Origin of the sequence: Rhizobium johnstonii 3841 (assembly GCF_000009265.1) — a bacterium.
GTDB classification, from domain to species: domain Bacteria; phylum Pseudomonadota; class Alphaproteobacteria; order Rhizobiales; family Rhizobiaceae; genus Rhizobium; species Rhizobium acaciae.
In genome coordinates this window covers 2,256,493-2,280,981 of sequence record NC_008380.1, presented here as the reverse complement: position 1 = coordinate 2,280,981, position 24,489 = coordinate 2,256,493, and the positions used below count along the sequence as shown (strand labels likewise).

21 protein-coding genes and 3 pseudogenes are annotated in these 24,489 nt (G+C 57.7%); 15 read left to right on the top strand and 9 right to left on the bottom strand.

Annotated features, from left to right (window positions below; genetic code table 11):
• Positions 1-409: 409 nt before the first annotated feature.
• The 6 genes from RL_RS11205 (at position 410) to RL_RS11175 (ending at position 7,404) form a co-directional block, all read left to right on the top strand.
• Positions 410-1,327, top strand: a complete 918-nt coding sequence (locus RL_RS11205) for an ABC-three component system protein (protein WP_041936307.1) — start codon at positions 410-412, stop codon at positions 1,325-1,327.
• Positions 1,314-1,565 carry an ABC-three component system middle component 6 gene (locus RL_RS11200; protein WP_041936306.1) on the top strand — a complete coding sequence of 84 codons (252 nt, stop codon included), beginning with the start codon at positions 1,314-1,316 and terminating at the stop codon, positions 1,563-1,565. The genes RL_RS11205 and RL_RS11200 overlap by 14 nt, the downstream gene beginning before the upstream one ends.
• Complete coding sequence (locus tag RL_RS11195) at positions 1,562-3,322, top strand: DUF2326 domain-containing protein (protein ID WP_011651757.1); 1,761 nt, start codon at positions 1,562-1,564, stop codon at positions 3,320-3,322. Before RL_RS11200 ends, RL_RS11195 begins: the two co-directional genes overlap by 4 nt.
• A 120-nt stretch (positions 3,323-3,442) precedes the next feature.
• Positions 3,443-4,204, top strand: a complete 762-nt coding sequence (locus tag RL_RS11190) for a metallophosphoesterase family protein (protein WP_011651756.1) — start codon at positions 3,443-3,445, stop codon at positions 4,202-4,204.
• 219 nt (positions 4,205-4,423) lie between these two features.
• Positions 4,424-6,274 (top strand): nuclease-related domain-containing DEAD/DEAH box helicase, encoded by a 1,851-nt coding sequence (locus RL_RS11185; RefSeq protein WP_041936305.1) that lies wholly within the window; start codon positions 4,424-4,426, stop codon positions 6,272-6,274.
• Positions 6,275-7,131: 857 nt separating this feature from the next.
• The gene (locus RL_RS11175; protein ID WP_017959920.1) at positions 7,132-7,404 is read left to right on the top strand and encodes a hypothetical protein; all 273 of its coding nucleotides are present in this window, start codon (positions 7,132-7,134) and stop codon (positions 7,402-7,404) included.
• Between the two features lie 296 nt (positions 7,405-7,700).
• On the opposite strand, the gene RL_RS11165 is transcribed toward RL_RS11175, so the two are convergent.
• Positions 7,701-7,895, bottom strand: a complete 195-nt coding sequence (locus RL_RS11165) for a hypothetical protein (protein WP_003577126.1) — start codon at positions 7,893-7,895, stop codon at positions 7,701-7,703.
• Between the two features lie 1,272 nt (positions 7,896-9,167).
• Here RL_RS11165 and RL_RS11160 point away from each other — a divergent pair.
• From RL_RS11160 to RL_RS11150, 3 genes are all read left to right on the top strand, one after another.
• The gene (locus tag RL_RS11160) at positions 9,168-10,235 is read left to right on the top strand and encodes an IS110 family transposase (protein WP_011649142.1); all 1,068 of its coding nucleotides are present in this window, start codon (positions 9,168-9,170) and stop codon (positions 10,233-10,235) included.
• Positions 10,236-10,921: 686 nt separating this feature from the next.
• A complete protein-coding gene (locus RL_RS39685) occupies positions 10,922-11,140 on the top strand; it encodes a hypothetical protein (RefSeq protein WP_129557789.1) in 219 nt (72 codons plus the stop codon).
• Between the two features lie 191 nt (positions 11,141-11,331).
• Positions 11,332-11,598 carry a DUF982 domain-containing protein gene (locus RL_RS11150; protein ID WP_011651748.1) on the top strand — a complete coding sequence of 89 codons (267 nt, stop codon included), beginning with the start codon at positions 11,332-11,334 and terminating at the stop codon, positions 11,596-11,598.
• On the opposite strand, the gene RL_RS11145 is transcribed toward RL_RS11150, so the two are convergent.
• Positions 11,582-11,992, bottom strand: coding sequence for a hypothetical protein (locus RL_RS11145; protein ID WP_129557788.1), 411 nt, complete (start codon positions 11,990-11,992; stop codon positions 11,582-11,584). The two genes, RL_RS11150 and RL_RS11145, sit on opposite strands and share 17 nt — an antisense overlap.
• 72 nt (positions 11,993-12,064) lie before the next feature.
• Between RL_RS11145 and RL_RS11140 the strand changes: the two genes are divergently transcribed.
• Complete coding sequence (locus RL_RS11140) at positions 12,065-14,455, top strand: hypothetical protein (RefSeq protein WP_011651746.1); 2,391 nt, start codon at positions 12,065-12,067, stop codon at positions 14,453-14,455.
• A gap of 434 nt (positions 14,456-14,889) precedes the next feature.
• Here the strand turns inward: RL_RS11140 and RL_RS11135 are convergent, their stop codons facing one another.
• Positions 14,890-15,120 carry a hypothetical protein gene (locus RL_RS11135; protein WP_041936301.1) on the bottom strand — a complete coding sequence of 77 codons (231 nt, stop codon included), beginning with the start codon at positions 15,118-15,120 and terminating at the stop codon, positions 14,890-14,892.
• Positions 15,121-15,209: 89 nt separating this feature from the next.
• The gene (locus RL_RS11130) at positions 15,210-15,392 is read right to left on the bottom strand and encodes a DUF3606 domain-containing protein (protein WP_011651744.1); all 183 of its coding nucleotides are present in this window, start codon (positions 15,390-15,392) and stop codon (positions 15,210-15,212) included.
• A gap of 336 nt (positions 15,393-15,728) precedes the next feature.
• Here RL_RS11130 and RL_RS11125 point away from each other — a divergent pair, with 336 nt between their 5' ends.
• The 3 genes and pseudogenes from RL_RS11125 to RL_RS40525 form a co-directional block, all read left to right on the top strand.
• Positions 15,729-16,637 (top strand): Ku protein, encoded by a 909-nt coding sequence (locus tag RL_RS11125; RefSeq protein ID WP_011651743.1) that lies wholly within the window; start codon positions 15,729-15,731, stop codon positions 16,635-16,637.
• 11 nt (positions 16,638-16,648) lie between these two features.
• Positions 16,649-17,461, top strand: coding sequence for a Ku protein (locus RL_RS11120; RefSeq protein ID WP_011651742.1), 813 nt, complete (start codon positions 16,649-16,651; stop codon positions 17,459-17,461).
• A 1-nt stretch (position 17,462) separates the two neighbouring features.
• Positions 17,463-17,717: pseudogene (locus RL_RS40525) on the top strand (hypothetical protein); the annotation flags it as partial.
• A gap of 172 nt (positions 17,718-17,889) precedes the next feature.
• Here the strand turns inward: RL_RS40525 and RL_RS11115 are convergent.
• Both RL_RS11115 and RL_RS11110 read right to left on the bottom strand, forming a co-directional pair.
• Positions 17,890-18,831: a hypothetical protein gene (locus tag RL_RS11115; RefSeq protein ID WP_244432370.1), complete on the bottom strand. Its 942-nt coding sequence runs from the start codon at positions 18,829-18,831 to the stop codon at positions 17,890-17,892.
• A gap of 210 nt (positions 18,832-19,041) precedes the next feature.
• Positions 19,042-19,254: pseudogene (locus RL_RS11110) on the bottom strand (transposase domain-containing protein); the annotation flags it as partial.
• Positions 19,255-19,560: 306 nt separating this feature from the next.
• On the opposite strand from RL_RS11110, the gene RL_RS11105 reads away from it, so the two are divergent.
• Positions 19,561-19,740: a hypothetical protein gene (locus tag RL_RS11105; RefSeq protein ID WP_025393262.1), complete on the top strand. Its 180-nt coding sequence runs from the start codon at positions 19,561-19,563 to the stop codon at positions 19,738-19,740.
• A pseudogene (locus tag RL_RS40520) lies at positions 19,727-20,824 on the top strand (recombinase family protein); the annotation flags it as partial. The gene RL_RS11105 and the pseudogene RL_RS40520, both read left to right, overlap by 14 nt.
• 774 nt (positions 20,825-21,598) lie before the next feature.
• On the opposite strand, the gene RL_RS11090 reads toward RL_RS40520, so the two are convergent.
• From RL_RS11090 to RL_RS11080, 3 genes are all read right to left on the bottom strand, one after another.
• Complete coding sequence (locus RL_RS11090; protein ID WP_244432369.1) at positions 21,599-23,179, bottom strand: IS66 family transposase; 1,581 nt, start codon at positions 23,177-23,179, stop codon at positions 21,599-21,601.
• A gap of 69 nt (positions 23,180-23,248) precedes the next feature.
• On the bottom strand, positions 23,249-23,602 hold the full coding sequence (gene tnpB / locus RL_RS11085; RefSeq protein ID WP_011651739.1) for an IS66 family insertion sequence element accessory protein TnpB: 354 nt from the start codon (positions 23,600-23,602) through the stop codon (positions 23,249-23,251).
• A complete protein-coding gene (locus RL_RS11080) occupies positions 23,599-23,988 on the bottom strand; it encodes an IS66-like element accessory protein TnpA (RefSeq protein ID WP_011651738.1) in 390 nt (129 codons plus the stop codon). Before RL_RS11080 ends, tnpB begins: the two co-directional genes overlap by 4 nt.
• Positions 23,989-24,489: the final 501 nt, after the last annotated feature.

The following is a 24,489-nucleotide window of genomic DNA, read 5'->3' as shown; positions in this document are numbered from 1 at the left end:
AAAATCACACGCGAGATTGTCGTAATACTAGCAAATCGAAATCTGGACCAGGATCGAAGAGAACGGCCTATGACCGTAGGTCATAGGCCAGTCACAGTGAGTGCGTGCACGTGGTTCTCTTCGTCGCCCGAAGCGGCAGACGGGAGATCGGTTGCGCTCGAGCGCCGCCGACCGTGCGTCATGGCGAGATGCCATGCGGCAAACAAGGGATCAGCTCGTCCGCCGCGACGAGCACATATGAAGAACAAGATCGCTTGTCAACGGGATTTAATCAATGAATTCCGGAGCATGAAAAGACCTCGCGGATCGTATTGCCTTGCAGGAACCCGCATACGATACTTTTACGAGATTCTAGTAAAAGTCGTGCCAATCAACAGATGGGGGACACGTGACGCGGGTTTGGAGACAGATGCTGGAGCTGAAGCTTCGCAAAAGCCACGGCACGGCGTTCCAGGACTTCCTCGGCGAGTTCATGGGCCGCATCTATCCGGGGGACTTTGTCCCGATAAGAGCGCACGGACGTCTGGGGGACGGAGGAATGGACGGCTACCACAAGAGCACCGACACGCTCTATCAATGCTACGGTGCGCGAAATGGGGCCGTGGTTGACGTGGCAAGCGTCCGCGAGAAGATGGTTGAGGACTTCTACACCGCGCGCCGCACCACGCCGCAAATGAGAAAATGGATGTTCACTCACAATCTCATCGATCTGCCGCGGCCGATGTACGACACGCTCCGCGAGATTGATGTCATCGCCGCCCAGCACGGCATCGAGTCGGGCTTCTTCGACATACACATGTTCGGCAGTTTGCTACCTCGCCTTAGCGAGGACGATCTTGAAGACCTCATAGGAATACGCGTGTTCAACGATGCTGATCGGGATCGACTTCCTGAGACGGTCTCAAACATATTCGCAGGCATCGTTGCCGCGATGGATCAGAAGTTGCCCGACCCCTCGGAGATCGGCGAGGTGCCGCTGGATAAGATGGATTACAACCTGATCCCAACGCGATGGCGGAACAATCTCACCCTGTTTTATAGTTACTCCCCGATCGTCACAGAGATTTTGGCGGCTTATCCAGAGGAACTCGCCACCGAGACTATTCCGGCGTATCTGCGTTCCGAGTACAAAAAGCTCAAGGCGCAAGGTAATGATGCCGGATCAATCCTCAAGCATCTGCACGAAGGTCTCGCGGGTTATGTGAACGAAAGCGACGGCCGCCACGAGGCTTCGATGGCTATTCTCGCGACCATGTTTGAGTCGTGCATTATCTTCGAGGATAAAGAGGATATCCTGGTCCCGGAACTCGTCGATGATCCTGCCTAGCAAATTCCTGCCGGCTGAGCGCTCGCTGATTGTTGTCGGCGGCGAGGTCCTCAATGTCATCAAGGACAGTCCCAAGTCCGTGAGCGAGGTGTGGGAGCATGTTCGTGGTGACCGCAACAAGCGTGGGCTGACGCTGGGCTTCGATTGGTTTACCCTCGCCCTGACCTTCCTCTACACCGTCCATATGATCGACATGAAAGACGGCCTTTTGACCATCCAAAGGGCGCGCGGGCAATGATCCACGAAATCGGCAGTTCAATCCCCACATTTCGCACGCTGACATTTCGGGCCGGGTTGAACATCCTGCTCGCCGACCAGAGCAGCGAAGCCACCGACAAAGACAGTCGCAACAGCCTCGGCAAGTCGAGCATGCTCGAGATTGTTCACTTTCTGCTGGGATCGAGCATCTCTGCGGACTCTCCCTTTAAGGCCAAGGCGCTTCGCGCATCAAGCTACTGGGGGCGGTTCACGATCGGCGGCACGCGACTGCGCGTGGAAAGGCGTGTCCACAGCCCCGACAAGGTGTTCGTTTCATTTGAAAGCCCGCCGGCAAAGCGGCTCATGCAAGAAGATGACCTCCTGGACCCCTACACCTCGATCAAAGACTGGACGGCATGGCTGGGGAACCAAATTTTCGACCTGCCGCTTATCCGCGAGGGCACCGACTTCGAAAATGGCGGCCCGTCTTTTCGGAGCCTGTTCGGCTATTTCGCCCGCCGTCGATCCGACCAGGGATTTATCGATCCAGTCAAATATGCCAACGCGATCCCCGACAACGACGCGCAGGTCGCTCTTTGCTACCTGTTCGGCCTGGATTGGACGATAGCCCGCGCCTTCGAGGAACTGAAGCAGACGCAGAAGAATCTCGCATCGGAAGTTAGGTCTAAGGGACGCGCCAACCCGGAGCTAAAGACGCTGGCGGCGGTCACTGCCGAACATCTAGTTATCGAGCAGCGCGCGTCGATCCAGCGCGACGCGCTTTCGAACCTACAGGTGGCGGAGCACTACGACGAGCTGGTCAATGAGTCTGCGGCGGCAAAGAGAGAAGCGGAAACCCTGAGTTTGAGTCTTGCCGAAGTCACGAACGTGATCAATCACATCGAGGCGAGTTTCAACTCTGAAACTACCGCCAGCCTGGCTGATGTCGAAAAGCTTTATCAAGCCGTTGGCTTCCAGTTGCCGGAGAGTGCTCGACGGGGAATTGAGCGGGTCGAGGCCTTCCATGAGTCGGTGATCAGCAATCGACGTCACCATCTGTCCGAGGAGCTGAACCGGAATATCCAGCGCCGCGACAAACTCGAGGGCGAGCGACGCGCACAGACGAAGCGCCGCACGGAAATCCTGTCCTATCTCTCCGACAAGGGTGCGTTCAGCGATCTCGGGGTCATGCAACGCCGCCTCGCCGAGTTGGACGCCAAGGTTGCTTCGCTGGCGGCTCAAAAAGATGCTCTCCAGGAGCTTGAAGACAGTAAGTCGCAGAACCGCATCAGCCGCATCAAGCTCAAGGGGCGGTTCGAAGCAGACATGGGGGAGCGAAAGTTGGCAGTGCGGGCAGCCATCCTCGCCGTCGACGATGCGTTGAACGCGCTTTACACCGATGGGCGTCAAAAGTTCCTCAGGATCGAGAGCACCGAAACCGGGCCGAAATTCATCATCTGGATTGCGGGTGACCGCAGCGGTGGAATTGCCAACATGGAAGTCTTCTCCATGGACTACGGGCTCTACAAGGTGGTGTCGGGTAAAATGAACGGACCGCGCTTTCTCGTCCACGACAGCCACCTTTTCGACGGCGTCGACCCGCGTCAGACCAGCACCGCTATTGAGCTTGGCTCCAATCTGGCCGACAAGGTGGGCGGCCAGTACATTGTGACGTTGAACAGCGACAAGTTCGACAAGCTCGCGTTCTCCCAGGGGTTTGACGCCTTGAGCAAGGTGATGCCCGTCAGGTTGGAAGACAGCGAGACCGGTGGATTATTCGGATTCCGTTTCGAGTAGCGAGGCCCGCTGTGTCGGGATTGGACACAGACGAAAGGTGGCGGTGTTGCTGACAGCGAGGCGCTTTAGGAAGTGATGCCAATTATGTAGGGTGCGCTCGAAACAGACGGGAGGGCGCGTGTGGCAAGGTTTCTGGCCTGCTCGGACATTCACAACGACGTCATCGCTGTCCGCCAGCTTAGGGCTCGGGAGGCCAACGATTACGACGCGGTGATCGTGGCGGGCGATATCGGCAGCGAAAGGCCCGACGAGGTTTTCGATATCCTGCGAAGCTTCGAGTGCCCGGTTCTTTACGTCTTCGGCAATTGGGACCGGCGTCTCGAGCGCAATCGGAACTTCGGCGCGGATTGCCATCGTCTGCATCTGACGCCCTTCTCTATCGGCGGTCTCTCCCTCGTCGGCGAAAGCATTGACGGCATAGACCCAGACTGGGAGGCATCCTTAGCCGCGGCGGCGGCCGACCGTGCCCTCGCCTGCCAAGCTCATCTCGCGGAAGAGCGAGCCAAGCTCCGCACGATCATCGCGGCCCAAGCGCCTGAACGCACCATTGTCGTCAGCCACTACAGGCTGACCAAGACCAAGACATTTCTCCCCGGGGTACCACTTTTCCTCTTCGGCCATATCCATCGGTTCGAGGATGTCACCTATCGGGGACAGCGCTTCGTCAATGTCAGCGCTCTCGACAAGAAGGTGATGGTTTCCAGGAAAGGCGAGCGCGTGAAGCCAGGCGGCTACCGGTATCTGAATGACGGCAGCTATGTCGTCATCTCGCACAGCGAGCATGCGGGGTTCACCGTCGAGCCCCGCCGCTTCGATCCCGACTTCTCTGGCTGGGAGCGGATCGACGGCATATTCCATTCGTCGGCCACCGAAGTGGAGTAACTCCACATCGAGAGGCCGCCGGGAACCTTCCAAAGACACGAGGCGCAATGTCCGCGAGACTTACTATCGGCCTATCCGACGCTTTCGCGGAGAGGCTCGCACTCAAGATTTCCACGGCCGACGTTCGGCTTGTCGACGCGGTCGAGCAGCTGTTGACTGAGACCTTCATCCGCAACCACGGGCCAACAACAATCATTGCGTTACCGGAGTAGCCATGTGATGGATGATCGAGTTATTTCCCCGCCCTTAGCCCAATTGGCAAAGCTTAGACAGCCATTGACGGCGGGAGAACGCGCCGTCCTTCAGCTTTTTCGTCAGCACCTGCCCAAAGACTGGGAAATTTACTTACAGCCTCATCTGAACGGCCTGCGTCCAGATTTTGTCCTCTTAAACCCGAACGGTGGTATCGCAGTCTTTGAGGTGAAGGATTGGGACCTAAAGGCCATGCGATACTTCACCAAAAAGGGGCGATACGGACATGAGCTTTGGGCCGAGAGAAATGGCGAAGAGTTTTGCATTCAGAATCAGAATCCAGTCACCAAGGTCAATCTCTACAAGAAGGAAATTTTTGACCTCTATTGTCCACGGCTGAAAGCGAATACGGGATGGGCTGCAATCACCGCAGGCGTGATCTTTCCCTTTGCTGATGTCGACGCCGTGAAAAGCCTCCTATCTCCCTTCTTGAAAACTCAGGACGGTGAAAAGTTTGCGCAATACCAACCTGTCAGCGGGATAGTTGAGGTCACGGCCGGCAAAATCCTAGATGTCTTCCCAGAAGCAAATCGTACCAACTCCAAGATAATGTCGAAAGGCTACGCTGACGATTTGCGAGGATGGCTCCTGGAGCCAGACCTCTCGTCAACTCAGCGGACGCCGTTGGTTCTTGATCGGAACCAATTGTCGCTTGCAGAATCCAGAACCGAAAGCGGTTATCGCCGCATCAAAGGGCCTGCGGGGTCAGGAAAATCGCTGGTTCTTGCAGCCAGAGCCGCTCGCCTTGCGAACGAGGGAAAATCCGTTCTGGTGGCAACCTTCAACATTACGCTCTGGCACTACCTGCGGGACCTCATCGTTCGAGGTCTCGATGCGCCTGAGAAGTTGAAAAATGTCCGGTTCACTCACTTCCACCTATGGTGCAAGCACGTCTGTTACGACGCAGGGTGGGATAAAGGATATGAAAGGCTTTGGCACTCGAACGATCCTCGGGAGGTATTGAACACAACGCTGCCTCTCCTCGCAGATGAAGCTGTGACGCTTCCCAATATCGAACGGTACGATGCAATTTTTGTCGACGAGGGCCAGGATTACCTTCCGCTGTGGTGGAGCGTTCTTCGCAAGGCGTGCAACCCAGGTGGAGAAATGCTCTTGGTCGCCGATGCGACACAGGACGTTTATGGAACTGCCTCATCTTGGACGGATGAGGCGATGAAAGGTGCGGGTTTCGGCGGGCGATGGGCGCAGCTCGCGACCAGCTATCGGCTCCCTCCAGAGGCACTCGGGCTCGCTCGCAACTTCGCGGAAGCGTTTCTCCCAAAAGATGCCATTGATCTTCCAGAAGCGGAGCAAGGATCGCTCGACCTTTACCCATGCCGCTTACGGTGGGTCCAATGTTCTCCCGACACTGCCGGTGCGGTCTGTTCCAACGAGATACTATCGTTGATGCGTCAGACCGGAAAGCGCGGGCTAGCGAATGCTGACATCACAATGCTCACCGGAGATATGCAATCCGGAATGAACGTGGTCAACCGTCTCGATGAATACGACATCAACGTCGTAAATACGTTTGGCGACGACCATCGGCGGAGAAAGATGGGCTTCTATATGGGGGACACCAGAATCAAAGCGACCACACTGCACAGCTTCAAAGGATGGGAGTCTCGTCTGCTCGTCATATATGTGCCCGACGCGGCCCATGCCCAGAGCTTGGCTTTGGTGTATGCAGGCTTGACGCGATTGAAGCGAAGCCAAGAAGGCAGCTGGCTTACAGTCGTGTGCTCGGCCCCAGAACTGCATGAATTTGGCAGAAGCTTCCCCGACTACGCCGACGGTGCCTCGGCTACTGTGGTTTAAACACGAAGTACCTGGAAGTCGTCGACGTATCTCTACCACGTCTTGAACTTCCTCTACGGCGATCTGGACGGCAAGGAGTTGGTCCATACACTCCTCGAAATCCTTCTTTGCAATTGTCGGCTGTTTGGGATCAGTCCGGTCAAGCCTTGACCGAATGCGGCGCTTGATCGATTTCATTTGCCGATAAGCCGGAAGCGCCGTCCCTGTCACACCTTGACCAAGAAGCTTGCTACCAACTCCAGTGCTGCCGCCATGACGGGGACGGCAGCTTCGCGTCGCCAATTGCGATCGGATTAATGGCTTCTTTACGTTGGGATAAGGGAAAGCAGCTCAGCCATTCCCTTGCTTCTGGATGGCTTGTAAAACGCCTCGTATGTTGGAGCTATTGACTAGCGCGCATGAGAGCATCAATTTTTCCATCAGGGTCGTGCTCGGCATAGACGTTGCGATCTTCGTTGCCGGTGGCATGTATCACTTGATCATGAACGAGCGCCTTGCTGCCAAGGCTTCGAAATTCGGCAACATTACCTACACAACTCCGTTCACGATCCACACCGGGATCGCTTGGGGCTCTCCGGAGTGTCCGCAAGAGATCAGAGACGAGTATTTACATCTTCGCAGTCAAAGGCTGAAGCATAGCGCTGTCGTTGCGATCCCCATGTTGTTCTACCTCATTTTCCTTCGGCCTTATTATCAGTAGCGACACGAAGACCGCTTCTCTAATCGGGCATTTCGTCGCTTCTTCCTGGAATGTCCGCTGGATGGGCGATGGGAACTTCGGTGTCTCGCGGCCGTTTGGTTGCAGATGCGGCGTATCGGGCGGACATCCTGCGCCTCGGGCGGCAAAAGAGATCGTCATGGCAAGGGATGCCGACATAACCATATTAAGAAAGCGCGGAATGCTGGCGACCGTGCGCGGCGTCGTTGCGCATAGCGTGGGCGGGGCCGAAGTCGAGACTGCGCCCTGCGATATGCTACTGGGTAATGCAATTCTGCATGTCGCGAGACTGGACGTTTCGGTTTGCACGACCGCCGCCGCGAGTGTCGTTGCGGAGGGCATTATGTTGAATTGCGAGGACTGCCGTCGGCTCGCCTTGAAATATGGCGACAAGCTTGAAGTTCGTGAGTAGGAAGCAAGAGCACTGAGCACTGGCCGACCAGCTTGCTGGGGCCCAAGGAACCTCAATCGGATATCAACACGACAACCGGCCTCGGAGCCACGAGAGAATTCAGTTCGATGCTGGTGTTCGGGAGTTTCATGGTTGAGACGTGGGGCATTGGACCGCCTCGGCTGATGGTCTTTCGTCCACCATTCTTCACCTTTGAGTTCTCGTAATCGAGCAGCGTTGTGAAGCAGATGGGGATTGCGTTCATGTCGGCCTCCGATGACGGACGCCGCATGACGTAGAAAAATATCTCCTGCCATTCAGTGCGACGTGATCGCACGACCGCTGGACGCGAGATGCTCAGTAATGGCGCGCCGGATTTCGGTAACCGTGTCGAAGAGCCTGTTGTCCAAGTCGATGACATTGAAGCGGACAGCGATGAATTTGAGGCGGTTTTCGACAGGGACCGCGATCCCGACTTCCTGACCGTTGAATACGACAGCTTGCTTTTGCATAACAAACCTCGGGCGCGCCACACGGGAGCACCATCTTAGAAAAGTGGAACAAAGGGTTTACGACGCGTCAAATTGCCGTCGTAGTTCGGTATCGGATAGAGACGAGATCACGCACTCGCTGCACCATTGCGAAGAAACGAAGTCGGGCAAACAACGTCATCATCCTCCTCAAGCAAGGTCAAACGACCGCTGAGTATCGCCGGCGAGGGCCGGTTATTTCGGAACTATTCTGTAAAAAACGTAGTCGAGAAACTTCGAGTAAGCAACTGATTTTTGTTATTAATTAGCGTTTTGAATCGTATGACAATTACCGCAGGTGCGAAGTAACAAATGATGTACGTTCGTCCGACCCATCGTCGAAGGCCGTCAACGGCTTTACTGTATCGTTTGATTGTCCCGAGTCCGAAAGAGGCTGAAAGACGGTCACTTCTACTTTTAGACCTAGATAGCCTTTGTTGCACGTCGCTCTCATCGAAAGGACCACGGACTTGAGATGTTTAGGGACCGAGAAACTCGAGCGTTTCGCAAGTTGCGTCGGGATGTCTAATTGCTTTAAAATCAAAATCGACGCCCCCGGCTCTCGTCAGATACGCATCAAACCCCGGCAATGGCGATCTTGGCGATGGAGCGGGCATTGGCCTCGCAAACCCCTGGATCGACGTTCCCGAAAGCAGGTGGTCGATCAAGCTCTGCCGGACAACGGGGGTCACGATCACTCGCTCGCGTGGAACGTAATCAGCAGCCAGAGCACTCCAGTCGCCGGAAGCCAACGCATCGGAAAATCAACGTCACCAAAATCAAGGAATGAGGGGCGCTTCCCGATTGCCGAGGCGCGCTCCCATAGGACCCATGCTCGAGTTTTAGTCTCGGCCGATGGGGCGCATGTGGTGCTTTCCTCGCGGAACGACGACAGGTCTCGTTTAAGACGTAAACTCAGGGCGGCAGGCACTTATATTGGATGAGATTGTTCATTTAGACGTGCGCGGCGCATTGCTTGGCGCTCCGACATTCTGGGCGAACCAATGCCTCATGAAAGGACTCCCGGGTCGACTGCGGGCCGCCCACAGACTTCTCGGACCTAAGTCCCTATAGCGAACCAAATTACCTGTCCGCTGTTTCCTTCCTATCACGAAGGAGGTGGCATGAAAGAGGCCGCGCCCGTTGAGAGAACGGATCACTGAGATGCAGATGATGATCGAGGGACAGTCACACTTCCAGCCTTTCGGCTTATCCTATTGGGGTTTCGAAGATCTCAATAAGGGAGTTGGAAGCATGACTGCCTCTTATGAATACCATATCGGGGTCGACTACCACAAATCCTACAGCCACCTGGTGGTTCAGGACAGCAGCGGCAAGACGCTGAGATCCGGCCGGGTGAAGAACGACCGACAGTCGCTCGGCGGGTTTCTCGAACGCTATCGGGAGAACTCGCATGCGGTTGTCGAAGCGACGCGCAACTGGATGGTGATGTACGACTGGCTCGACGACATTTGTGATGATGTCGTTCTCGCTCATCCGCTGAAGGTTAAGGCGATCGCCGACGCCAAGATCAAGACCGACAAGATCGACGCGACGGTGCTGGCACATCTGCTCAGAGCCGATCTGGTACCCGAAGCCTGGGCGCCAAGCGAGAGATCGCGGGACCTTCGCGTCGCGCTGCGCGAGCGGATGTTTTACGTGCGGCTGCGCACGATGACCAAGAACCGCATCGTCACGGTGTTCGACCGCTATCCGGAGCAGACGGCGCAATTGAAGAAGCTTGGCGACCTGTTTGGCAAGGCCGGCCGCGTCCAGCTGGCTCAAGTGAACGTCTCTGAGATCGACCGCATCCAGATTGACCGTGGTCTCGCCTTCATCGGCGACATCGACATGCGGATCAAACAGTCGGAAGCAACGATCCGGGCGATGACCAAGGCCAATGCCAACGTCAAGCTGTTGAAGACGATCCCCGGCATCGGCGAGTTCTTCGCCCGGCTGATCGATGCGGAGATCGACGACATATCGCGGTTCCGCCACTCGAAGAAGCTTGCCGCCTATGCCGGGCTTGTGCCGTCGACCCATTCCTCCGGCGGCAAGACCTTCCACGGCAAGATCATCAAGCAGGGCAACAAGTGGCTGCGCTGGGCCTTCGTCGAAGCCGTCGCTCCTGCCATCGCCAGCGATCCACAGCTGCGCGCCCAATACGAGCATCTGAAGATCAAAGGAATAAACAAGGCGCGGGTGGCGATTGCGCGCAAGCTTTTGACGATCACCTTCCAGATCCTGCGTGACCAGCGCGCCTACGAGCCGCGCGGCGAAAGCACCATGGAAGGCGCGTCGACGATATCCCGGTTGTCCTGATGGCAGTCTAGCGAGCCCGGTAGAACTGGGTTGCGCTTCTCAAGGAGAATGGGAAACCGGGAGCCGAACGCCACTCTGTGACCGAAGCCCCAGGCATCAGGTCACGCATTGGAGACTGGTTCAAGAACCGAAGGACAGCAAAGCGATCTGTCCGGCGGAAAGAGAGACTTTGCCGATCGGTGCGAATGCCGGTCAAAACTTAACCGAACCCAAGGAAAAGCCGCCAAATGGTGGTGTTCTGCCCCTTGCGTTCTTTCATTGGAGGACTGCCATGACCTTTGAGCCGGAAAGCCTAGCCTACGATCAGCTTGCGAGCGTGCAGGCCGCGGTGTCCGCGGAACCAGAACTGAAAGGCGCGTCCATTTCTGTAAGCATGGTGGGCAGAAGCGTCCTGTTGGAGGGCTATGGTGGCAGGCTACGGTAATCGGGAGAAGGCGACGGCGATCGCCGCTTTGATCGCGGGTCCGGAGAACGTGCATGATAGGATGCAGGACCGCGACTCGACGACAGATAGCTAGCCACACGCCGGGAATAATGACAGAACTGGCTCCTAGTGCACAGTCCGCGTTGCGGGCACTTCGATCCGATCACCAAAGTCCTCATGGATCAATGGCAGCATGCCCACGGTCAGGGAGTCTCGCGAACTCCACCCTAAGACTTTGAAGGATTTCCTCCCGGGAGTGACCTTGGGAGCGCAGGTCTACGACCCGCGCCACGAAGCCCTGATGGTCTGGAGTAATCTTCAGCTCATTGCATGCATCGACGAGGATCGCCTGGAGGAATTCGAGGTCGTCAATGTCAATCGCGAAATCAGAAAGCAGGCCCAATTCCCCTCCCCGCAGACAGAGGCAGAGAGCGTCAACATCTCCCAAGCTGGCCCCCAAAGACCAACCGAATCATCATAGCGCGAATGCATCCGCAATCCAGCGAAATTCCGATCGTCTCCAACTAAACAAAATCGTAGAGCGCCCACTCCTTTTCAGCCGCATGCCTTCACACCCGGTCACTCCAGGTAATCAATCGTCAATTACGAATTGGGAATACACGCGTATATTACCCCTCGGGGATTGCGATCCCTGCCCTGAGGTCGACGATAATGGACTGGGACGCAACCTCTGCATTCACACCCGTCGGGCTGGCTCTGCGCGGTCAGCCAGCTCACAGGATCGTCCGCACCCTCGGCGACGCGGCATACATGCTGCTCAAGGACTGGCCCTCCGATGACGGCGAAGAATACGTCACTGCGGTGAAGGCTTGCGTCGATGCGATCAGCGGTGAAATCACTCCACAGCAATTTTGGGACGCGTTCCTGCGTGCGGCCGATGAAGCGGGCATCGCTGCTCTGACTATCGTTCACCGATGACAGCGAGTAAAAGAGGCGGATGGTTGGAAAGAGCTGTCAGCTCCGCCTCGATCCTCGCAGGCCCTCCTGCGATAGCATCGTCCTGAAGCCGCCTGGCCTTCCGGTATGCCTTTTCCATAGGTTCGGGACCGATCGTAAGGAGCAGGTTGGCAACCTCTCTCTGATGGGTCTGGAGATATCTGGATTCGGCTTCGTCGAGATTGCGTGCTTTATCGGATAGTGCCAGCGCCGCTGCGCCACGCTCCGCTTTGGCTGCCCAGTTTCTTATTGTCCAGCCGAGAACGAACGCCGTCGCAATGCCAAGATATTCCCACGTGTGCCCTCCCGGTGCCCGACGACCTATGGTTGCCACGCCGAACATCGGAAGGCGAGCCCTGCTGCCATAATTGTCCATTCATTATCGCCCTATTCGATTGCGCTCGACTTTTTGAAGGCCTTCCGGCACGAAGGGTTGGGAAGTGATTGAATGGACGTACCCCCTTGGGCAATCATGGCAGGGCTTGGCGCGCTCGAGCGCCGCGAATTGGCGGACCTCCTGGCAAACTTCGAAGCGACGACGTTCCTGAACATCTCACGGGATAAAATCGCGGACATTCTCGACCGTCTCCAGAACGGAAGCCGTGATAAAGAAGTGGCTTCCTTTACACGCCGCTTGCGTGACCTCTCCGACAAGACCGTCGCATCAGAGGCTTCGACATCCACGTTGCGTCTGCGACTCTGGACGATTGTCATGCAATCACTTGAACTCGACCCCAAATTTCCGCTCTCAACGAGGACGTCCGCCGCGACATGCGCGAGCCTGGCAAACGCCGCCGCGACCGTGATCGCGCAGCCTCTTCCAGAAGAGGGTGATGCGGCCGGCAAATCGCTTGTTGGGAGCACCATTCGGCGGATGACAACGATATCGACCGGAGGAAATGTCGCGGATTTCGATTTTCTGTTGAATGAGAAGGCCAAACTCATAGCCGATACCGTCGTCAGGGCTACTCAAACCGGCGAACTGAAGGCTGAGGATACGGCCGAGATCGAAAGTAGGGTGCGCGCTTATATCGAGACGCTACCCCCGGAAGCCCAGGATGCAGCGGTACGGGACGCACTGAAGAGGGGCGACAATGCGGCCCTTCTCATGGCTGTGTCAGGAACATCTGCTCTCGCGGTAGGGGTTGGCGTGAATCTCGCTGGCTTCAGTGCCTACGTCTTAGCCGCTCAAGCGTCCGCTTTCATTCCCTTCGTGAGCGGCCCGGCAGCAGCCTCAACGCTGTTCATGCTCGCGAACCCACTGTTCAGCGTTCCTGCTGTCGCTGGTATCGGGTATTTGGCAAGCCGACATGTCGATGGCCAGAGCGCCAGCCGACTAGCGGCGAATGTCGTCGTTCACCTCGGCCTTAGGGGGTTGTCTTTAGGGGCCGATGGACTCGCGTCTGTTCTCGATCAGTTTCGGATGGCACACTCCGGCGATCTGACCGATCTCTCCGTCGTTGATCGCCAGGCATTTCAGACGAAGATGGTTTCGGTATCAAAAACGGTTGGCGGCCATCTCCCGAAAGCACCTCGAGGTTTTCCCGGCCAACAAAGTGCCAACGGTTTTGCCAAATACTTCGAGGGTGTGGTATCCGCGGGCCGAGGCGACGCCTTGGAGATCTCAGCCGTTGGCGCAGCGACCGCGGCAGACATTCTATTCAATGCCGCGTCAATCGATCCGATGGTTGTATCCGCAGCGGACTTCTCAAGGATCGAGGACATCAGCAACATATTCAAGTTCGGGCAGTTCGCGGATCGTATTACCTCAATGACCGGCGTAGCGGCCGTTGGAGCGGGCAACAACCTTCGTGGATACGTGTCTGAACAGATCGTAGCTGCGCGGTTGGCAGAGCACGGATATGTGGTGGAATTCCCTGAGACATCGAATAACCCGGGGTTCGATCTGTTGGTCGACGGAAATCCCTTCCAGGTAAAGTGCTTGCTCGGCCTGGACGGTTTGCGCGAACACTTCTCAAAGTATCCAGACATGCCCGTGTACGCAAACGGCGAGCTTGCCGATGCGGTCCTGGCGAGCGGCGAGGCATGGGCGTCAAAGGTCTTCTATATAGATGGCTTTGATCACGAGATTGCCGACCTGATAACGCGAACTTCTCTAGAGGCTGGCGAAGCGCTCGGCGACCTTTATGTTCCCTATTTCGCGATGGCCGCGTCAACGGGTCGAAATTTGTATCGCTGGTGGCGCGGTCGTATGCCGCTGTCCGAGCTGCCGTTGTCAATTCTTGTCGACAATGCGTTAAAGGGCGGGTTGGCGACTGTAGGTGGGCTATCCGGAAAAACGATAGGGCTTCTGGCATTCGGTCCGGCTGGAGCGCTGGTACTCGGCGGTGTAGGTGGCCTCGGAGCGCTGTTTGGCACAGGATGGACCCGGGAGCAAACAACCCGGCTTCTGTCCTCTGAATGGCTTGCAGAGCTTGATGAGGCGACAGAGCGGTTTCGAGTGGTGCTCGGCGCGGCAATTCGATCAAAGATCGAACTGCTCGGGGAGAAACGAACCAAGCTTCCCGAAGGCGAACATCCGGTGCGCGATTGGGTCGACGCCCGATTTTCGGACGAGATCGTCTCGCTCGGAGAAGCTCGCTACGATCTTGAGCACGGTTTCCGTAACCTGCGTCAGCCGACGAGGGCAAGGGCATGCCTTGAGGTCATGAGGGAAGCGGCCGTACACCCTGTCGCGGTCGAAGCCGAACTGACGGGCCTGCTCAAGGTATTAGCCTCGGAGCCGTCAAAGACGAAGGCAGCGGGAAAGAAGGCTACTCAGGTGTGGAACAGTTTGGCTTCCAATATGCCAATCAAACGCAAATCCAGAGATGCTTAGACCGCCACTTGGCCTGGAATCGTGCCCGAAAGAAGGAACCTGAGACATGGACGTCAAGTATCCAGCAGCACGGGCAAACTTGTTCGACGCATTCAAGCGCAGTATGCCGGCTGGAACAAAAGCCCGTGGACGCTCAAGTTCCGATGCACGTAGTGCGACGGCCTGAAAATGAAGATCACGTGCTAACTCTTTGATCCCGATCTGCGCAGCCGGTCATCTGGAAGCCGGTGCAGGTGAAGTACGCGACGGTCCAAGTCCCCCGTCGGGTTCATGAGGTATCGCCACCCTGTACGCACAGCAGAAATAAAGGGGCGCAGGATAAACGGTGCATCCTTAGGTCATTGCCTAAGGACGGGTGCCGAGCAACTCCTACCAAGGCGATTGGCTCCGTCTACCTCGGCGTCGTCTATTCACGATAAACGACGACGGCGGAATCAATGCACAGCGTCGGAAGATGGCGCGTTGATGCGAGTGGCGGCCAGGCCGACGTAGGTCCCGATCAACGTCGTCGCCATCTCGTCTACCGATCGGCAGCCTTGGTCATAGAGCTCGATCGCGACATCGCAGAGAAACGACGACGCCTGGTCGTCCCACTCGACCTCGTAGTACCTGTACCATTCTCGGACAGCTTGCGACATGATGCGATGGTCAGTGTCCCTTGTCATTGAAGACCTCAGAAAGGCTCCTGCTTCGACTTGGCGAAGTAAGAGATCGCCGGGTTGATCGACCTTGCGAGCTTGAATTGGCCCACGGATCAATGCCGGCCGATCTCGGCTTCGACCTTCTTGCGGGAGTTTCCGGCGCTCTTGACGGCTTTTTTGACGGTGTCCTTGGAGACGCCTTCCTTCTCCGCTTCGTATTTCACCTCGTGATCCTGGCCACCGGCGACGCTGGCGCGATCCTGTACGCGGCCTCGAGATGTCTGTGTCTTTGGCATCGGGTTTCTCCTTCGAATGTACGTCCGCAGTAGAAACTCACAACGATTCCGGTGGTTCCCGAGAGATAGTGGATGATGATGCTGCGCTTGAAGCGGCTGCGGAATTCCCTAAGCGGTGCCCGGCATTGTGCTGGAGGAAGGAGGTTGCTGTGGCTGTCGAACTGAACATATCTCCACCGCTTTCCACTACTGCCGGGCGCAATTCGACTAGCGGAGACGGCGGAATCAATTTGAGAGAGAATTTCCGTAAAGTATTGAAAAATGATTCGTTTTGAGTCGGAACGAATCACCCTGACACGTCTTTGAGTCGCGTATTAATGATTCGGAGTATTTGTCATGCCGTCAGGACAGCGCGCACAATGGAAAGGCTTTCTGAAGTTCGGCGAGGTAAGCTGCGGCGTCGCTCTCTACACGGCAGCCTCGACTAGCGAGCGCATCACCTTCAACACCATCAACAAGGCCACGGGCAACCGCGTCAACCGGATCTTCATAGACAGCGAGACCGAGGATCCGGTGCCGAAGGAAGCCCAGACCAAGGGCTTCGAGATCGAGAACGGCCAGTACATCATCATCGATCCTGAGGAAGTTTCCGCCGCGATCCCTGAGAGCAACAAGACGCTCGAGATTGAGGCGTTCATCCCCTGCTCCGACGTCGACGACGTCTACTTCGACAAGCCGTACTACCTCACGCCCGACAAGATGGGCGGAGACGCGTTCGCGGCTCTCCGCGATGCGATGAAGAAGTCGATGGTCGCGGCCATCGCCCGCACCGTCCTATTTCGTCGAATGCGTACGGTGCTGATACGGCCGCACGGCAAGGGCCTGATCGCCAGCACGCTCAACTACGATTACGAGGTTCGTTCCTCCGAAAAGGCTTTCGAGGAGATGCCCAAGCTCAAGATCCAGGGCGAGATGCTCGATCTCGCCAAGCATATCATCAGCACCAAGAAGGGCGAGTTCGATCCGGCGACCTTCGACGACCGCTACGAAGCCGCCCTCGCGGATCTGGTCAAGGCGAAGCTGGAAGGCAAGTCTCTTCCGAAGCCGAAGAAGGTGCAGGTCTCGAAGCCCAACGATCTGCTGGCCGCGCTCCGCGAGAGCGCAGGCATGATGAAGGCCGCTGCGGACAAACCGAAACGCACTGCCGCCAACGCTAACGCTGGCACTGGGAGGCAGCGCGCCACGCGCGGCGCGGCAGCGAAGTCCGCCGCTTCAAAGGCTGCCCCGCAGCGCAAAGCCAGCTAGGGAGATAGACGATGGCTCCGAAATATTACTGGAAAGGCTATCTCAAACTTTCCCTGGTCACCTGCCCCGTGGCTATGACCCCGGCTACGAGCGAAAGCGAGAAGGTTCGCTTCCATACACTCAACAAGGAGACGGGCAACCGCGTCGTCTCCCGGTACATCGATTCCGTCACGGGCAAGCCCGTCAAGGACGAGAACGAAGTCAAGGGCTACGCTCGCGGGGAGAACGACTACGTTATCCTCACCGAGGACGATCTGGATGCCGTTGCGCTCGACACGGTGAAGACGATCGACATCGACAAGTTCGTCCCGGCCGACAGCATCGAGTGGATCTACCTTGAGAAGCCGCATTACCTGATGCCGGACGACGCCGTCGGCAACGAGGCATTTGCGGTGATCAGGGATGCGATGAAGGCCGACGAGGTTTTCGGCGTGTCGAAGCTCGTGATGGGCCGCCGAGAGCGGGCGGTCGTCCTGGAACCGCGCGGCGAAGGCATCGTGCTCTGGACGCTGCGTTTCGGCGACGAGGTTCGACCGGAGGAGAATTACTTCGAGGAAATCGACGAGAAAGCAGATCCGGATCTTATTCCGCTCGTCCAGAAGCTCATCAAGCAGAAGACCGCGCGCTGGTCGCCGGACATGGTCAGCGACCCGATCCAGGAAAGCCTGCTGCGGCTCATCGAGGAGAAGAAGAAGCTCCTCAAGCCGAAGAAGGCCGCCAAGGGTAGGAAGGAGGAAGCCGCTCCTGCTTCGAACGTGGTGAACATCATGGAGGCACTTCGCAAGTCGGTCGAAACAGATCTCAAGAACAAGAAGGCGGGATGACATGCATCTGGCGGATACGAGGATCGAGCACGACGCCGGCGGTTGGAAGATCGATTTCATCGGAGATGACGGCGACGCCGTCTCTGTGAAGGTCGCCGACGAGCACGCAGTCAGCGCTGATGAAGCCCTCGAAAGAGCGAAGGCCGTGATGGTGCAGTTGACCGCATACGGAACCCGAGGTGGGGGCCGTAGCCTCAACTCATACGACGCCGTCAGCAATGGCAATTTCGACGATGACGAACCGCTTCTGGACAGTACGCGGTGTTCTGATCGCACCTTCCGGATCAGTGCTCGATTGACGATGTTCGGTCCATCGATTTTCAGCTTACGCTCGAACCCCAAGAGCCGGTGCGCCGGGTTGACGTCTTTACCAGCGGGCGGCGGTTCGAGTGGAGCGACGAGCAAAAGTTGCAGATCGTTGCCGAGAGTTATGAGGCGGATGACTTGTTTGGCGGCTTCCAGCCCAATTCAGCCATGACGAGGCCATCATACCGCTCGCTTATGACGGCGCGTCTCATATTCTGCGCAAGCGGATCGTGGAATATTTCGAGCGCTCTTTGAGACTCTTCAGCCGAGAGCCAACCGTCGGATAGTCGCCAGCGTCGATAAAACATCCAGTCGAGTTTGCCTGACCGGCTATGCTCGACGCCAGCACGCGCGCGCGCCAGCTCAATTTCCGACGGGACAATCTCGGGAGGCGCGACGTCCTGCCCTCGTCGCTTGGCGTTGCCATAGTTTGAGTCTCTGACCTCGCCGCTGAGTATCACCCTCTTTTCCACATCGTCGTCAGTGATCGTCACGAGGCGGTCCATTTCGTCGTTGATGTCATCAGGCATTGTCTCGCAGGCAATTTTGACTGCTTCCACAAAGCGAACGTCTTGGACGTTTGAAGGCTTCCAGCCGTCCGCACCTCGCCAGTGGATCGTCTCTGAAGCTTCTGTCCATCGCCCGGTCTCCGTGAGACCGAGGATGGCGAGCAGCGGTAAAATGTCTGTGCTAGCCTGTGCCGCGTCCGCTGTCTTGTAGGCAGCGATACTCGCATCTGGGGCTGTCCGAGCCGGTTGATATCTCCCGGGTGGGGTGGGCGCTCCCGGATGCAAGAACGTCACATCCGCCAGTCCCAGGACAGTCACGCATAGGTCATCCCAGCGCGGTAGAATTTCGGGTAGTTTTGGACAGTCCTTCGCCAGCGCGCCTGGCCCGAAGCGCTCTGCCTGTCCCAACGCCACCAACGCATCACACCCCAACTGATAAGCTGTCATGCTGCCATCGGACCATCTCAGCGGTGATCGACTGTCCACCGGCAGACTTTCCCTCAGGAATTCGATGACAGCCCTTGGCCAATCGTCGTTCGGTCCATTCGCACTCATTCGCTTCTCGCCACTTTGCCGGGATGATGCAACTATTGCATGTCGTCGGCAGAGCGTCATGGATTTTGGCGTTGTGCGATGGATGTTGGTCAACAATCTCCTTCGAAACCAATCAGTGCCAACGAGACAGCTACAGTCAGCTCCATCGAAAGTGCCTATCGCAAGTTATTCAGACGTCTTCACGATGGAGCGTCGAGCCAGCGATCGATGTTATCTTGCTAGGCAATTCCACGGCAGCAGTTCTTCGACGCGGCTTTGTTTGTGACCGTTGACGACGGCGCTGAGCGTGGCGGTCAGATAGGCCAGCGGATCGACGGCATTTAGTTTGCAGGTCTCAACCAGCGAGGCGATAGTTGCCCAGTTCTCTGCTCCAGCGTCGTGCCCGGCGAAGAGAGCATTCTTCCTGTTCAAGGCAATCCCCCGTTCATTCTGCCCATGTCGGCGACGAAGTCGAAGTCCATTATCGCTGGCATCCGTATTTCGGCCAAAAGGTGTCTGTTCGGCGCGTCGAAGAACGAGCGACAGGTCGGTTTTTGAAGGTTTTGGGACCGACAGGTGTCGTGATCGCGATTTCGGGGTGGATGATAGATCCTGTGGTGTGCAGCGGCATGACCATGGGAACGGCACGCGTCGATCTTGCGGCGCTGATCGAACTGAACAGACTGGTCTCAGGCGGTGCGAAGGCGGCACTCTTCCGAGGTGAACATAGAATCACTCAGGAGGAAGATGATGAGATCCCGCAACACGCTGGTGCCGGCGTCGGGCCGGCAGCTCGACCTGATATTCAAAACCCGCACGCTCGACGGACTGAGCGACAAGGATCGCAAGAAGGCGATATCAACACTGGCTTGCCTGCTGATGCAGGCGGCCGGTCTGGCCGTCGAGGAGCTCAACGATGATCAGCACTGATCTGATTCCGACAGTGCTGCTTGAACGCAAGGCCGTCGTTTACGTTCGGCAGTCCACTCAGTCACAGGTGATGACCAATCTGGAAAGCCAGCGACGGCAGTATGACCTTGTTGACGTCGCACGACAGCGCGGCTTTCTCGACGTTGAGGTCATCGACGATGACCTCGGACGCTCCGCCAGCGGAACGGTCGCGCGCCCCGGCTTCGATCGTCTCGTCGCCCTGCTGTGCGCCGGCAAAGTTGGTGCCGTTTTATGCTTCGACGCCTCACGGCTCGCACGTAACGGCCGCGACTGGCACCATCTGCTCGAACTATGTGGCCTCGTTGAAGCCCGCGTCATAGATCACGATGGTGTCTACAATCCATGTCGGCCCAATGATCGTCTGCTGCTGGGGATGAAGGGCAGTATCAGCGAGTTCGAACTTGGCGTGCTGAGAGCCCGCATGCTCGATGCCGCCAGATCGAAAGCGCGCCGTGGCGAATTGCGACTTTCCGTTCCGTTCGGCTACATTTGGCATCGGGAGGCGGGGCTTGGACTGGACCCCGATCTGCGTCTGCAAGACGTAATCCGATCTATATTCGCACGCTTCCACGAGCTTGGAAGCGCGCGTCAGGTGCTGCTGTCGATGACGAAAGATCAAATCCACTTTCCGCGGCCTTCGGATGAAAGGCGCATGACCAACTTCGTCTGGACGCCGGTCCGTTATCGCAATGTAATCGGCATCCTCAAAAACCCCTTCTACGCCGGCGTCTACGTCTATGGGAAGAGCGAGAAGCGGACTGCCATCGTTGATGGACGAGCGCGTCGCAGCTATGGGCATGGCAAGCCTGTCGGCACCTGGGAGGTGATGATCCGGGATCATCACGAAGGTTACATCAGTTGGGACGAGTACGAGCGCAACCAACAGCAATTGGCGCTCAATAATTATGGCCGCTCGGGCGGGACTAAATCGGGCCGTGGCGGCAAAGCGTTATTATCGGGACTCCTGACCTGCGGACGGTGTGGGCGGCGGCTGAGTGTTGCTTATACGGGCAATCCACACAATCCTGTCTATCGCTGCGACAAGCAGAATCTAATGATGGGCTTGCCCCGGTGCATGACGTTCGGTGGCCCGAAGGTCGATGCGGCGGTTGCGCGCGAGTTGTTGCGCGCGGTAGAACCGTTAGCGATCGAAGCGACCTTTGAAGCAGAGCGGATGCACCGGGAGCGGCAAGAAGACCAGCGGCACATTCACGACCTGGAGCTACAACAGGCTCGCTACGAGGCCAGCCTGGCTGAGCGTCGCTATGCGGCATGCGATCCCGACAATCGTCTCATCGCCGCGCAGCTTGAGAAGAATTGGGAAACTGCATTACGCCGCGTGCGGGATCTGGAGGAGCGCAAGCCTGCCGACAGTCCTTCGACAATAGCGGTCGATCCAGGCACTTTCGCGAACTTGGCCGACAATCTCTTAGCTGCCTGGGAGTCGCCCGATGTGACCATGCGCGTGCGCCAGCAACTGCTGCGTACACTCATCGCCGACATTGTCGTTGATGTCGACGATGCGGTGCGTGACGTCGTGCTGACGATCCATTGGAAGGGCGGCCAGCATTCGGAACTCAAGGTCCGTAAGCCTCAGACCGGTGAACACGGTTGTGCCACCACTGAGGATGCCCTGGCGGTGATGCGCAGCATGGCTGGTCGCTGGTCCGATGAACATATCGCCGCGTCGCTGAATCGAATGGGCATGCCAACGGGGCAAGGAAAAACCTGGACCGCCCATCGGGTCGCTTCTGTAAGGCGGGTACGTGCGATCCACGCGTACAAATCAGCCGACAAAGACGGCGAATGGCTGACCATGACTGAGGCTGCGGCGGCATTAGGCGTAACTAACCATCGAATACGCCATCTGATAAAGATGAAGGTGTTGTCCGCCGAACAGGTGGTTCGCGGTGCGCCGTATCAAATCAGGGTCAGCGACCTGGCTTCTGCGACGGTCCAAGCCGCGATAGCCCTGAAGGGCCGCCCGTGTCGCATTGCTGACACGGAGACGCTTCCAATGTTTACAGATACTTAGAGAAGGAGCGCACAATGACTCAGGTCCGGCTATTGGCCGAATGGTTCGCTCGACGCTGTTGCTGTCGATCTCGATGCGGCCGTCGGTGAGGAAGAGCTTCAGACCCTCCCAGTATTTGGCCATATAGGCCAAAGCCTCGCCGAGTGGGGACTTCGTACCGACACGGGCACGGTGACTGACAAGCCAGGCCTGCATGTCAGTGATCAGTGGCGCTGATCGTTCCTGCCGTCCAGCAAGGCGAGCCTGCGGATCAAGGCCACGCAATTCGGCCTCGATACTATATAGTTCTCCGATCCGTCTGACGCCGTCATCTGCAATCGGCGCTGTTGCGTTGCGGGTGATCTCCACCAGCTTGCGACGAGCGTGCGCCCAGCAATAGGCAAGCCGGATCTCCAAGCCGACACGCTCAGGTGCGACCAGTCTGTTATATCCGGCATAGCCATCGACCTGCAGGATGCCCGAGAAGTCCTGCAATATGCGCTCGGCATGAACGCCCCCGCGACCCGGAGCGTAGGTGAAGGCAACGCCCGGTGGAGCGCCGCCGCCCCATGGGCGATCATCCCGCGCCAGCGCCCAGAAGTAGCCGGTCTTGGTCTTGCGCGAGCCGGGATCGAGAACCGGGGCACGGGTCTCGTCCATGAAGAGCTTGGTCGAGCGCTTCAGGTCCGTGATCAATGCATCGAAGACGGGGCGCAATTCGAACGCTGCTCGCCCGACCCAGTCGGCAAGCGTGGATCGGTCGAGATCGATGCCCTGGCGGCTCATGATCTGGGCCTGGCGGTAAAGCGGAAGATGATCGGCATATTTGGAGACCAGCACATGGGCGACGGACGCTTCCGTCGGCAGGCCAGCCTGGATCAGGCGTGCCGGAGCCGGAGCCTGAACCACACCGTCGGTGCAGGCACGGCATGCATATTTGGGGCGGCGAGTGACGATGACGCGGTACTGCGCCGGGACGACATCCAGCCGTTCGGACACATCCTCGCCGATGCGATGTAGGCAACCGCCGCAGGCGCAGACCAGGCTTTCCGGCTCGATCACCTCCACCACACGGGGAAGATGTTTTGGAAGAGAGCCGCGATTGATCGCGCGTGGCTTGGCAATCCTATTTCCAGTAGGAACGTCCGCCTCATCCTCGGCATGGATCGTGGCAATTGCCGTTTCCAGGTCTTCCAGTGCCAGATCGAACTGGTCGGGATCGGTCTTCTCGGACTTGCGCCCGAAGGCTGCCTGCTTGAAGGCCGCGACCAGCTTCTCAAGCCGTTCGATCCGCTCGTCCTTGCGGGCAATCTGGGCGTCTTTGCCTGACTCGCGTGCCTGGGCTGCAATCAGCATCGCCTTCAGGGCGGCAACATCATCGGGAAGATCGGCGGTATCAAGCATGGCCAGAATTTACCAAATCCCGCGCCGATTTGCCCTTGGAATCTGTCGTGCTGAGTCACAGTGCCGCAGCTATTCGATAGCCTCCGGCGTTCTCGTCTGGACGGCATGAACCCGCCGCCAGTCGAGGCCCGCAAAGAGGGCTTCGAACTGGGCGTGGGTCAGCGTCATCAGTCCATCCCGTATGCCGGGCCAGGTGAAGGTGTGATCTTCCAGCCGCTTGTAGGCCAGCACAATCCCGCTGCCATCCCAGTAGATCAGCTTCAACCGGTCCGCCTTGCGCGACCGGAACACGAAGACTGTTCCGGTGAACGGGTCCTTGTGCAACTCGTTCTTCACAAGCGCCGCCAGTCCGTCATGCCCCTTGCGGAAGTCGACTGGTTTGGTCGCGACCATGATCCGAACGCGGTTCGATGGAAAGATCATGTCGCCGCCGCCAGGGCACGCGCGATGGCGGCGATCCGGGCAGCAGGCGCACCTTCCTCAAGACGGATGGTGACAAGGCCGACGACAATCTCGGCGCGGGACACTGCTTTGGGGGTCGGCGGCTCCGGTGCGGGCATCTCGACAACCATGGCCGCGAATTCGACTGCGTCTTCCGGCTCCGGTAAAACCAGCTTCCCCTGCCGCGCCAGCGTTCGCCAGGACGACAGATGATTGGCTTTCAACCCGTGACGTTCCGCGACCTCGTTCACCGTCACGCCCGGACGCAAGCTCTCCGAAACGATCCGTGCCTTCACCTCGTCCGACCATTGGCGGTGAGCCTCCCGTCGGCTCCGTCGCTTCGTGAGAACCTCCAATGTAGTCTCCATGGAGAAACTCCTTGTCGCTCGTCCATGGAACGTCGATCACAGATCAGGCGACAACGGGCAATGTGGGGCCAGAACACCGGTTACTCTGGACACCCGGCATTAGCTGCCAAAGCTTCGTCCCCGACGCCCCTGGCCAAAATAAAAAAGGCCGGGGCGAAATCGCACCGACCTTTCCAACATCGCTCTTCACACCAGTGCCAGTACATCCGTGGTCAAAAGAGATAAGCGACTTCGGCAGTCGCGAACGCTCGCATGGAGCACTCACCAGCAACGCCGATGACCGTCAAATAGTGTCGGATTGCGTTCAATTCAAGTTGCCCGGCAAGAAGCGCCGCCAATCCGACGGAGCGCCATTGAGTGATGGCTGCCCGGGGTAAGCAACAATCGCCGAGCGACCGTAAATACGGAATTGTGTGGCAACTGGCACAAGACGTACTATGGTGGCTTGTTGCAAGCGTCGTCCGCGAGTCCCGTGATGCCAAGGCAAACCTCTTTAGACCC